Raw genomic sequence first — 10,292 nt, 5'->3', positions numbered from 1 at the left:
GGTGCCCACCCTACCTTCCTATCGCTGCCGTAGGGTGGGCACCCCGTGCCCACGGCTTCGTCGCTACGCGGAAATGAAAAAGGCCGACAGCAAAAACTGTCGGCCTTTTCGGTATACTTGGTCGGAGTACAAGGATTCGAACCTTGGACCCTCTGGTCCCAAACCAGATGCGCTACCGGGCTGCGCTACACTCCGAAGACAACGATCATAACCTTCAGGACGGTCGCGGTCAAGGAAAGCGCTTGCGAATCAGCACGAATGTGCACGGATGCGGCTTTCCGGCACAAGAATCGATAGGAGTTCGCAATGACGGCCATGATCGAACACTTTCCGAACACCGGGTTCGGTACCCTGCCCGACCGCAGGCAGATGACGCGCGTGGCAGCGGGCATCGCGATTTCGCTGGCGGCGCACGCGCTGCTGTTGTCGCTGTATCGCGAGCCGCAGTCCAGCAGTCTGCCCGTGACTGCCAGCGAGCCGCTCACCGTGCGCCTGCAGGCCGCGCCGGCACCGCCGCCACCGGTGGTCGAACCCCAGCGCGCGTCGCCGCAGCCGGAAGCGCAGGCGAAACCGGCACCGGCAGCGCGCACCCGTGCGCCACGCCGCATCATCGCCGTGCCGGCGCAGCCGGAGACGCCGGAAGAAAAACCATTTACCGTCGATACACCGCCCGTCGCACCGGCACCGGCACCGAACGCCGAACCGCGCTTCAACCTGGACGCCGCCCGCAGCACCGCGCGCAGGGTGGCGAACGAACCCGATCCGGCAAAGGTGGGCACGGCGCTGGAGCGCCTGCCGCCGCCGCCTTTGCAGACCGAAACGAAACTGGAGCGGGCGATCAAGGGCGCCAAGCGGCCCGATTGCAAGGATGGCGTGCCGGGAGGTCTATTGGCGCCGATCTTCCTGGCGATGGAGAAGAAGGACAGCGGCTGCAAGTGGTAACGCCGCCGCCGGGGTGCATGTGGCGTTCAGGCCTCGCCCTTGATCTGCAGGGCGCGCTCGTATAAAGCGTTCTTCTTGCGTCCCGTAATCTGCGCCGCCAGGTTGGCCGCCTGCTTCACCGAGCATTCCGCCAGCAGGATCTGCAGGATGCGCTCGGCCTCCGCCTGTCCCTCGTCTTCGCCTGGCGCCGCGCCTTCGACCAGCACCACGAATTCGCCGCGCTCGCGGTGCTGGTCGGCCTTGACCCAGGCCAGCGCGTCTTTCAGTTCGCAGCGGTGGATTTCCTCGAACATCTTGGTCAGCTCGCGCGCGAACACGACCTGGCGCGTCGGCTCGAACACGGCGGCCAAAGCCTCGACACAGTCGATGATGCGGTGCGGTGCCTCATAGATCACGAGGGTCGAGGTTTCAAGCTTGAGCTGGGCCAGTTCCGTTTCGCGCTGCTTCGCTTTCGCAGGCAGGAATCCGACAAAATGGAAGCGGTCGTTCACCAGGCCGCTGGCCGACAGCGCGGTGATGGCCGCCGAGGCGCCGGGCACCGGCACCACGTGCAGGCCGGCATCGCGCACCGCGTCGACGATGCGTGCGCCGGGATCGGAGACGGCCGGCGTGCCCGCATCCGACACCAGCGCCACGCGCTCGCCCGCGCGCAGGCGTTGAATCAACTTCTCGGCCACTTCGCGTTCGTTGTGCTGGTGCGCCGCCACCATCTGCTTGTTCAGGCCGAAGCGCGTCAGCAGCACGCCGGTCTTGCGCGTGTCCTCGCAGGCGACGACGTCGGCGATCAGCAGCACGTGCAGCGCGCGCAGGGTGATGTCGGTGACGTTGCCGATCGGTGTGGCCACCACGTAAAGCGTTGCGGTAGGATAGGACTGCTGGGCTGCCTCGCCCAGGACGGGCAAGCTGGCGATCTGGCTGGACTGGCTGGACTCGGTGGAGGTCATGGGGGATCGGATGCTGATAAAAAAACTGAAGGCGCTGGGTGCGGGACTGTGTATGGTACTGCTGGCCGGCTGCAGCACGGTAAGTCTCGACGAGCCGCACGGATTGTGCGCGCCCGGCAGCGCAAGCGCAAGTCCCCGTAGCGGCGACTATGCCTGTCCGGAACCCGCGCCGGCGCCAAGCTATGTGCCGCCCGCGCGCGAAGTCGAACCGGCGCCGGTGCAGACCGCGCCGATCCTGCTGCCGGGCCAGGAACCTGTTGCCAATGCCGGCAGCGCACCCGCCGCGCGCGGCGCCGGCCCGGTCCGCGTGGCCCTGCTGCTGCCCATGAATTCCGCCACGCTGGGCGCTGCCGCCGAAGCGGTGCGCGCCGGCTTCATGGCCAGCGTCGAACGCGACGGCACCGGCATGACGGTCGACCTGGTGTCCACCGGCGATGGCACCACCGATGCGCTCACCGCCTATGCCGATGCGGCCAGGTCGCACGACGTCATCGTCGGCCCGCTGGCCCGTCCGGCCGTCAGCGCCCTGGTCGCCGGTGGCAATATCACCCGCCCGACCGTTGCCCTCAATCATCCTGAACCACGCGGTAACCTGCCGCGCGGCATGCTGGTGGTCGGCCTGTCGATCGAGGACGAAGCCAGGCAGGCAGCCGAGTGGGCGGCCCGCGAGCATCCGCAAGGACGGGTACTGATCCTCACCGGCAATGCGCCCTGGGCCCAGCGTGCCGCCAGCGCCTTCGAAGCGCGCTGGAACGAGCTCGGCCATACCGGGCAGCGCTTCTCCGTTCCGTCCGCCGATGGCCGCGTCGACCAGGCCGCGATGGCCGACCTGAAGGCGCGGCTGGATGTCGATCCGCCCGAGCTGCTATTCGCCGCGCTCGACGTGGTCGAACTGCGCCAGGTGCGCGCCCAGACCGGCAGCGCGATCCCTTTATACGCCGGCAGCGCCGGCAATCCGGGCCGCGCGTCCGGCGTGGCGATGAGCGAACTGAACGGCCTGCGCCTGGTCGACGTGCCCTGGCTGGTGCGGCCCGACCACCGTGCGGTGATGGTCTATCCGCGCCCGCTCGAGCTTGAGCAGCCGCTGACCATGAACCGCCTGTACGCGCTCGGCATCGACGCCTTCCTGGTCGCGCGCGAGCTGGCTCTGCGTCCCGGCGGTCCCTTCGTCATCGACGGCGTGACCGGGCGCCTCGAAGTCGACCCGAACGGGCCGCGGCTGCAACGGCGCGAAGCCATGGCCATCTACCGCGACGGCAATTTCGACCCCGTCGAAGCGGGGCCCTGACATGTGGCCGACCCGCCTGTCGCCGAAGCAGGAACAGGGTCGAAAAGGAGAAGAATCGGCACTGGCGTATCTTCAGCGCCACGGTTTAGTGCTGATCGAAGCGAACTTCCGGTGTAAATTGGGCGAGATCGATCTCGTCATGCGCGAGGGCCCTACCCTGGTCTTCGTCGAGGTGCGCCAGCGTGCCGACCGGAGCCGCGGCGGGGCCGCCGCCAGCATCACACCGGCGAAAATCCGCCGCATCCTGCGCGCCGCCCAGTTCTATCTGCAGCGTTTTCAGCGCATGCCGCCCTGCCGCATCGACGTCGTCGCCATCGATGGCGGCCAGCTCGAATGGTTACGGAACGCCATCGAATCCTATTGAAGTGTAAGCATTTCTTACTCCACTTGCACGGTAGACCTTGCCGCTGCACTATAATCTTCGACCATGAATACTCAACGCATCCTCGCCCATTTCCAGGAAAGCGCCGAACTCAAACTGAAGTCGGGCCAGCTGCTGGCACAACCTATCTCCCAGGCCATCGAACTGATGTTCAATGCCCTGTCCAACGGCAACAAGATCCTGGCATGCGGTAACGGCGGTTCCGCCGGCGATGCCCAGCACTTCGCTGCCGAGCTGGTCGGCCGTTTCGAACGCGAGCGTTTCCCGCTGCCGGCGATCTCGCTGTCCACCGACACCTCGATCATCACGGCGGTCGGCAACGACTATAGCTTCAACGAAATCTTCAGCAAGCAGGTCCAGGCCCTGGGCCAGGCCGGCGACATTCTGCTGGCGATCTCGACCTCGGGTAATTCCGGCAACGTGGTCGCGGCCGTCGAAGCGGCGCTCGAGCGCGAAATGCGCGTGGTCGCCCTGACCGGCAAGGACGGCGGCAAGCTGGGCAAGCTGCTGACCGAGGCCGACGTGCATATCAACGTGCAGCACAGCCGCACCGCGCGCATCCAGGAAGTGCACCTGGTGGCGATCCACAGTATCTGCGACGGTATCGACGTCGCCCTGTTCGGAGAAGAAGATGCAAGTTAAGAAAGCCGTCCTGACCGCTGCCCTGCTCGGTTCCCTGCTGGTCTCGCTGCAAGGTTGCGTGGCCGTGGTTGCAGGCGGCATGGTCGCGGGCGCGGTCGCCACCACCGACCGCCGCACCCTGGGCGCCCAGACCGAGGACAAGGCGATTGCGGTCAAGGCCGAGACCCGCATGCCGCAGATCGTCGGCGATGCCGGTCACGTCAACGTCAACAGCTACAACCGCAAGGTGCTGCTGACCGGCGAAGTGCGCGACGAGGAAATGAAGCGCGCCGTCGAAGCCGAAGTGCGCGGCATCACCAACGTCGACAACGTGATCAACGAGCTGGTCGTGGCAGGCCCGTCGAGCTACACCTCGCGTTCGAACGATGCCCTGATCACCAGCAAGGTCAAGATCAGCCTGGCCGACAAGAAGACCGTCTCGGCGAACTCCTTCAAGGTCGTCACCGAGCGCGGCAATGTCTACCTGATGGGTCTGGTGACCCAGCGCGAAGGCAATATCGCGGCCCAGGTGGCGCAAGGCGTGTCGGGCGTGATCCGCGTGGTCAAGATCTTCGAATACATCAGCGAAGAAGACCTGCGCGCGATGCAGCCGCAATCGCCGCCGCAGGCTGCGCAATAATCCTTCCAGGCAGGGAAAAGGCGGCGGATTTATAATGATTCGTCGCCTGTTCACGGATGAGATGAACCCATGACCGCCCCAGCTTCCAACCGTTCCTGGCTCAAACCGGCCGCCATCGGCGCCGCCGTGCTCGCCATCGCCGGCATCGGCTTTGCCGCTTTCAGCCACCAGCCGACGGCCCCCGACGTTACCTTCATCAGCATCGACGGCCAGAAGATCAGCTCGCAAAACCTGCGCGGCAAAGTCGTGATGGTCAATTTCTGGGCGACGTCCTGCACCACCTGCGTGAAGGAAATGCCGCAGATGGTCGAGACCTACAACAAGTTCAAGGACCAGGGCCTGGAATTCGTCGCCGTGGCGATGAGCTACGATCCGCCCAACTATGTCCTGAACTACGCCGAGACGCGCAAGCTGCCGTTCAAGGTGGCGCTCGATTCGGGCGGCGACCTGGCCAAGCAGTTCGGCGACGTGGCGATGACGCCGACCACCTTCGTCATCGGCAAGGACGGCAAGATCCTCAAGCGCTACCTGGGCGAGCCGGATTTCGCCTCGCTGCACGTGCTGCTGCAGAAATCGCTGAGCGCAAGCTGAAACACACTCGCGCACGCCTGAGCTCCCGCAAATCCAAGCTGTCTGCCTGGTCCAAGCTTGACGCGTTCGCTGGAGACCTCATGCGCAAACCCATCCAACTCCTGCTCTTGCTTCCGTGCCTGCTGGCAGCAGGCTGCACGAGCGTGGATCCCGGCTTGCGCAATACCGTGGTCGTCCATTACCAGCATGTCGCCAACGTGCACCGCATCGCTTTCAGCAATCCGGTGTCCTTGCGCCGCAACGAAGCCATCCGCTTTGTGCAGCCGCTGGAATCGCAGGGTTTCTGGGCCGTGTTCGTGGTGTGCAGCATCGACGTTACCGGCGCCAACGTGCCCGCCTTCTATTACGACATCGACCGCTTCCGCGTCCAGTTCGGCGGCCGCCGCTTCGGCCCGCTGCGGCCCTATACGCTGCGCCTGGACGACTCGATCGAGCTGAACACGCGCACCGATACCGCCGCCATCGTCGATGCGATTGCCGCCGAGATCCACGAAGGTCCGCCCAGCCAGGTGTTCCGCCACGGCTTTTATACGAATCTGGATTACCGCTTCGCCATCTACGTGCCGCAGGGCCTGACCGATTATGCCGGCGAGGAACTGCCGCTGCGCTATGTGGGCGGCAACACCATGGTGCTGGGAAATGGCACGCCGCCGTCCGACATCCCGGTGGCGGGCGCGGACGGCACCGGCATCACGGCGCGCTGCCGGCCCTGAACGCGGTAAGCTGTGGTCATCGTCGAAGGAGCGAACATGAACGCAGCGGACAATACGATGACGGTCGAGCAGGCCTATCGGGCCATGCTGGCCTTTTTGCAGCGCGAGGTCGAACTGACCGAATCCAGCGACCTGGCCGACCTGGTCAGCGAATACCAGCTCGACGCCGACGGCAAGACGCGCGATCCGGCGCTGTGGGACGAATGGCTGGGCGCCGTCGATCAAACCCTGCGCACCGGCCAGGCCGGCTGAGCGGGGACCGGCAGCTTGCTTCCCGATCTGGAACTCATTACACGCCTCGGCCTGGCCGCGCTGCTGGGCGGCGCCATCGGCTTCGAGCGCGAGCGCCTGTCGTGGGCGGCCGGCTTGCGCACCCACATGTTGGTATGCGTCGGCGCCTGCCTGTTCATGATCGTGTCCGCCTACGGCTTCATGGATGTGCTGCAACACGAGCACGTTTCGCTCGATCCTTCGCGCGTTGCGGCGCAGGTGGTGTCCGGCATCGGCTTCCTCGGCGCCGGTTCGATCCTGCTGCGCGGCGAGATCGTACGCGGGCTGACCACGGCCGCCAGCCTGTGGACAGTGGCGGCGATCGGCCTGGCCGCGGGCGGCGGACTGTATTTCGCCGCCGTGGCCGCCACCGTCATCATCCTGATCATCCTGGCCGGCATCAAGCCGCTGGAACGGCGCTATTTCTCGTCGAGGCAGAAGCGCGAGGTCATGATCTCGGCGGAACGTGGAATGCTGACGCTGCACGTGCTGGAACAGCAGCTCGGCCCAGTGACCAGCCGCATCAGCACCTTCATCGTCCAGCAGCAGGAAGAGGCGTCCAAGGTGGACGACGTGCTGATTGCCTTTTCCCGCATGTCCGAGAGCGATTTCCATATGCTGCTGGACAAGCTGCGCCGGATTCCGGGCGTGCTCAAACTGGATGCGAAGGGACAGCCGGAGCGGCGGACGTACTGATCCCCTTACCCGGCCGCTCGGTCGCTGGCCTTACCAGCGGCCCCGCTCCTTTTTCGACTGCCGCTTGCGCGCCGCCGCATTCTGCTGCTGCAGCAGCGAATCGACGCGCTCCGAGGCTTCGCGCGCCAGCTGCTGGGCCAGCTCGATGCTGGGGAAATAATCCGGCATCCGGTAACCCAGCCAGGCATAGGCCGAATACATGCGGCAAGTGTCCTCGACTTCCTGCAGGTTCTGCCAGAACATCTCCTGCGGATGCGGCTGCAACTTGCAGACCCGCTTCTTGGCCAGCGATTGCGCCCAGTGCGACCAGGCGCTTTCCAGCGTCGGCACGCGGGTCGAGATCGGCACCAGCGACATCGTGAATTTCTCGGCCACCGACAAATCGAGGGTGTCGAGCCACTCGGCGCGCTCGTTCTGCTCTTCCGTGATGCGCGGATAGAAGAAGCCGTCCGGCACGTCGATGTTGTGGACAAAACGCTTCAGCAATTTCACCAGCGAGGTTTCGCCGGTCACCGAAGCGATGCGGTGCAATTGCTCGAGCGAAGGCGCCACCGCGAAGCCGCTGGCTTTGACGGGCGGGATCTTTTCCTTCATCAGCGAGCGGATGATGTCGTGGGTCTCGTCGTCGTAGCCGGCCACAAAACCTTCTTCATGCACGCCATAGCGCCCTGCCCGCCCGGCGATCTGCTTGGCCAGCGCCGCCGAAATTTCTTCTTCCTCGACGCCGTTGTATTTCACCGCCGTGGTCATCACGATGCGCTGGATCGGCATGTTCAAGCCCATCGCGATGGCGTCGGTGCCGACCACGATATCGGCCTGCCCTTCACGGAAACGCTCGGCCTGGGCGCGCCGTACTTCCGGCGACAGATTGCCGTACACCGTGGCCACCGACAAACCCATCTCGGTGATCATGTCGCGCCACATCAGCACGTTGCGGCGCGAAAAGGCGATCACGGCATCGCCGCGCCGCAGGTTGCGGATCTTGCGCACGGCGCTGGGTTCCATCGACAGCGGCGCCTTTCGCTTGAGCACGTGGACTTCGAGCGGGCATTCCAGGCGCTCGGCCAGCGCCTCGATCGCGCGCCGCGCTTCCGGTGCCCCGACCAGGTAGACGACCGAGGCCGGCGCCCCGCACACGGCCGCGGTCCAGGCGGCGCCGCGGTCGCGGTCGGCCAGCATCTGGATCTCGTCGATCACCGCCACCTCGACCTTGGTCTTGGTGTCGAGCATCTCGACGGTACTGGCGACGTGGGTCGCGTTCTCGGCCAGGCGCCGCTCTTCGCCGGTGACCAGGCTGACTGCCAGCGGTTCGCCATCTTCCTTGATCACGCCCTGCAGGCGTTCGTAGTTTTCCAGCGCCAGCAGGCGCAGCGGCGCCAGGTAGACGCCGCTCTCGGCCTGCGCCAGGTGCTCCATCGCGCGGTGGGTCTTGCCGGAGTTGGTCGGCCCGAGCAGGGCAATGAAGCGGCGCGCCATCTTGCTGGCGACCTCGAAGGATTGCGGGTATTCCGCCAGGTTGATGCTTTCCTTGGTGCGCGCGGCGTGGCGCTCTTCCTGATCGCGTTCGACGGCGTGCTCGAGGCGCTGGTGGATGCGCTCGAACACGTATTCGGCCGGCTCCGAAGTTTCCAGCTCTTCCAGCACGTGCAGGAACAGCATCGGGTCGAAGCCGGCGTCCTCGCAGCGGTCGGCGATGTCGCGCACGAATTCCTCGACGTCCTGGTTGAGGTCGTCGATGGCATCGCGGGTGGCGCGTTCCTCGATCAGTTCGCGCCGCGCGCCGAGATCCATCTTGCGCCATTTGCTCGGCTTGGCCAGCACGCCGCGCGCCGGTACCAGGCGGTAGTCGACGTGCAGGCCGTCGACGCGCACCGCGCCGGCAAAGCGCAGGAAGACGCGACCTTCCATCTTGACCAGCTCGACGCCGCGCGCGGCCAGTTTCAGGTCGTGTTCGAGGAAGGCGTCGTCGTCGCCCAGGTTGGTGTCGGAATCGTTATCGCTGCGATGTTGAATCATGTTCTTGGGGGACAGGCTTGGTTTGTTGCCAATATAACGCGGATGGCGCATGGGCCATGTTCAGCTAGCCTTGGAGAAAAAGCCGTGGGCGGAGGCCGCCCACCCTACCGGATCATATTCCGTAGGGTGGGCGGCCTCCGCCCACGCTGTACTGCTGGAAAAGACTGGCTTACGCAGCCACGCCTGCCTCGTGCGCCTGCTGGTCGGCGTGATACGACGAACGCACCATCGCACCCACGGCCGCGTGCACGAAGCCCATCTCATAGGCCTTCTCTTCGAACATTTTAAAAGTGTCCGGGTGCACGTAGCGGCGCACCGGCAGGTGCGAGTTCGACGGCGCCAGGTACTGGCCGATGGTCAGCATGTCGATGTCGTGCGCGCGCATGTCGCGCATGACTTCGAGGATTTCCTCGTCGGTCTCGCCCAGGCCCACCATCAGGCCGGACTTGGTGACCGCGTTCGGGTACTTGGCCTTGAAATCGCGCAGCAGCACCAGCGAGTGCTGGTAGTCGGCGCCCGGGCGCGCTTCCTTGTACAGGCGCGGCACGGTTTCCAAGTTGTGGTTCATCACGTCCGGCAGGCCGTCGGCGAAGATGTTCAGCGCCTTTTCCAGGCGGCCGCGGAAGTCCGGCACCAGCACTTCGATCTTGGTGTTCGGGCTCAATGCGCGGGTCTTCTGGATGCACTCGACGAAGTGGCCGGCGCCGCCGTCGCGCAGGTCGTCGCGGTCGACCGAGGTGATCACGACATAGGACAGGCGCAGGTCGGCGATGGTCTTGGCCAGGTTGCCCGGCTCATTCACATCCAGCGGATCCGGACGGCCGTGGCCGACGTCGCAGAACGGGCAGCGGCGGGTGCACTTGTCGCCCATGATCATGAAGGTGGCGGTGCCCTTGCCGAAGCATTCGCCGATGTTCGGGCAGCTGGCTTCCTCGCACACGGTCACCAGGTTGTTGGCGCGCAGGATGTCCTTGATCTCGTAGAAACGCGAGGACGCGGTGGCGGCCTTGACGCGAATCCAGTCCGGCTTCTTGAGGCGCTCGTGCTGCTCGATCGGCACGATCTTGATCGGGATGCGCGAGGTCTTGTCGGAGCCTTTCTGCTTGGCGCTGGCGTTGTAGGCCACTGCTGCGGCAGTGCCGGTATCGATTTCGGAAGTCATGTGCTCTTGCTCTTTCGCCCGATGGGC

12 protein-coding genes and 1 tRNA gene are annotated in these 10,292 nt (G+C 65.3%); 9 read left to right on the top strand and 4 right to left on the bottom strand.

Annotated elements, in window-relative coordinates; genetic code table 11:
- Positions 1–118: 118 nt before the first annotated feature.
- Positions 119–195, bottom strand: a tRNA-Pro gene (locus tag NX782_RS21060).
- Between the two features lie 111 nt (positions 196–306).
- Between NX782_RS21060 and NX782_RS21055 the strand changes: the two genes are divergently transcribed.
- A complete protein-coding gene (locus NX782_RS21055) occupies positions 307–942 on the top strand; it encodes a hypothetical protein (protein WP_258847454.1) in 636 nt (211 codons plus the stop codon).
- Between the two features lie 26 nt (positions 943–968).
- Here NX782_RS21055 and rsmI read toward each other — a convergent pair whose 3' ends face one another.
- Complete coding sequence (gene rsmI / locus NX782_RS21050) at positions 969–1,886, bottom strand: 16S rRNA (cytidine(1402)-2'-O)-methyltransferase (protein ID WP_258847453.1); 918 nt, start codon at positions 1,884–1,886, stop codon at positions 969–971.
- Between the two features lie 10 nt (positions 1,887–1,896).
- Here rsmI and NX782_RS21045 point away from each other — a divergent pair, with 10 nt between their 5' ends.
- From NX782_RS21045 to NX782_RS21010, 8 genes are all read left to right on the top strand, one after another.
- Positions 1,897–3,174: a penicillin-binding protein activator gene (locus NX782_RS21045; protein WP_258847452.1), complete on the top strand. Its 1,278-nt coding sequence runs from the start codon at positions 1,897–1,899 to the stop codon at positions 3,172–3,174.
- Position 3,175: 1 nt separating this feature from the next.
- The gene (locus tag NX782_RS21040; RefSeq protein WP_258847451.1) at positions 3,176–3,538 is read left to right on the top strand and encodes a YraN family protein; all 363 of its coding nucleotides are present in this window, start codon (positions 3,176–3,178) and stop codon (positions 3,536–3,538) included.
- Between the two features lie 63 nt (positions 3,539–3,601).
- Positions 3,602–4,198, top strand: coding sequence for a phosphoheptose isomerase (locus tag NX782_RS21035; protein WP_258847450.1), 597 nt, complete (start codon positions 3,602–3,604; stop codon positions 4,196–4,198).
- Positions 4,188–4,817: a BON domain-containing protein gene (locus tag NX782_RS21030; protein ID WP_258847449.1), complete on the top strand. Its 630-nt coding sequence runs from the start codon at positions 4,188–4,190 to the stop codon at positions 4,815–4,817. Before NX782_RS21035 ends, NX782_RS21030 begins: the two co-directional genes overlap by 11 nt.
- 69 nt (positions 4,818–4,886) lie before the next feature.
- Positions 4,887–5,408, top strand: coding sequence for a peroxiredoxin family protein (locus tag NX782_RS21025; protein WP_258847448.1), 522 nt, complete (start codon positions 4,887–4,889; stop codon positions 5,406–5,408).
- A gap of 80 nt (positions 5,409–5,488) precedes the next feature.
- Positions 5,489–6,121, top strand: a complete 633-nt coding sequence (locus NX782_RS21020) for a hypothetical protein (protein WP_258847447.1) — start codon at positions 5,489–5,491, stop codon at positions 6,119–6,121.
- Positions 6,122–6,157: 36 nt separating this feature from the next.
- The gene (locus NX782_RS21015; RefSeq protein WP_258847446.1) at positions 6,158–6,373 is read left to right on the top strand and encodes a hypothetical protein; all 216 of its coding nucleotides are present in this window, start codon (positions 6,158–6,160) and stop codon (positions 6,371–6,373) included.
- 15 nt (positions 6,374–6,388) lie between these two features.
- Positions 6,389–7,087 (top strand): MgtC/SapB family protein, encoded by a 699-nt coding sequence (locus NX782_RS21010; RefSeq protein ID WP_258847445.1) that lies wholly within the window; start codon positions 6,389–6,391, stop codon positions 7,085–7,087.
- Between the two features lie 30 nt (positions 7,088–7,117).
- Here NX782_RS21010 and NX782_RS21005 read toward each other — a convergent pair whose 3' ends face one another.
- Positions 7,118–9,103 carry a helicase-related protein gene (locus tag NX782_RS21005; protein ID WP_258847444.1) on the bottom strand — a complete coding sequence of 662 codons (1,986 nt, stop codon included), beginning with the start codon at positions 9,101–9,103 and terminating at the stop codon, positions 7,118–7,120.
- 169 nt (positions 9,104–9,272) lie between these two features.
- Positions 9,273–10,265, bottom strand: a complete 993-nt coding sequence (gene lipA, locus NX782_RS21000) for a lipoyl synthase (RefSeq protein WP_258847443.1) — start codon at positions 10,263–10,265, stop codon at positions 9,273–9,275.
- Positions 10,266–10,292 lie beyond the last annotated feature (27 nt).

It is taken from the genome of Massilia norwichensis (genome assembly GCF_024753245.1).
Lineage (GTDB): Bacteria > Pseudomonadota > Gammaproteobacteria > Burkholderiales > Burkholderiaceae_D > Telluria > Telluria norwichensis.
Note: the sequence above shows the minus strand (reverse complement) of the source record. Positions and strands in the feature narration are given on the sequence as shown.

Bases quoted from the DNA above. Each gene is read 5' to 3' on its own strand.
- NX782_RS21035 (WP_258847450.1), top strand. From the start codon at position 3,602: ATGAATACTCAACGCATCCTCGCCCATTTCCAGGAAAGCGCCGAACTC.
- lipA (WP_258847443.1), bottom strand. From the start codon at position 10,265: ATGACTTCCGAAATCGATACCGGCACTGCCGCAGCAGTGGCCTACAAC.
- rsmI (WP_258847453.1), bottom strand. From the start codon at position 1,886: ATGACCTCCACCGAGTCCAGCCAGTCCAGCCAGATCGCCAGCTTGCCC.
- NX782_RS21020 (WP_258847447.1), top strand. From the start codon at position 5,489: ATGCGCAAACCCATCCAACTCCTGCTCTTGCTTCCGTGCCTGCTGGCA.
- NX782_RS21005 (WP_258847444.1), bottom strand. From the start codon at position 9,103: ATGATTCAACATCGCAGCGATAACGATTCCGACACCAACCTGGGCGAC.
- NX782_RS21040 (WP_258847451.1), top strand. From the start codon at position 3,176: ATGTGGCCGACCCGCCTGTCGCCGAAGCAGGAACAGGGTCGAAAAGGA.
- NX782_RS21025 (WP_258847448.1), top strand. From the start codon at position 4,887: ATGACCGCCCCAGCTTCCAACCGTTCCTGGCTCAAACCGGCCGCCATC.
- NX782_RS21015 (WP_258847446.1), top strand. From the start codon at position 6,158: ATGAACGCAGCGGACAATACGATGACGGTCGAGCAGGCCTATCGGGCC.
- NX782_RS21030 (WP_258847449.1), top strand. From the start codon at position 4,188: ATGCAAGTTAAGAAAGCCGTCCTGACCGCTGCCCTGCTCGGTTCCCTG.
- NX782_RS21055 (WP_258847454.1), top strand. From the start codon at position 307: ATGACGGCCATGATCGAACACTTTCCGAACACCGGGTTCGGTACCCTG.
- NX782_RS21045 (WP_258847452.1), top strand. From the start codon at position 1,897: ATGCTGATAAAAAAACTGAAGGCGCTGGGTGCGGGACTGTGTATGGTA.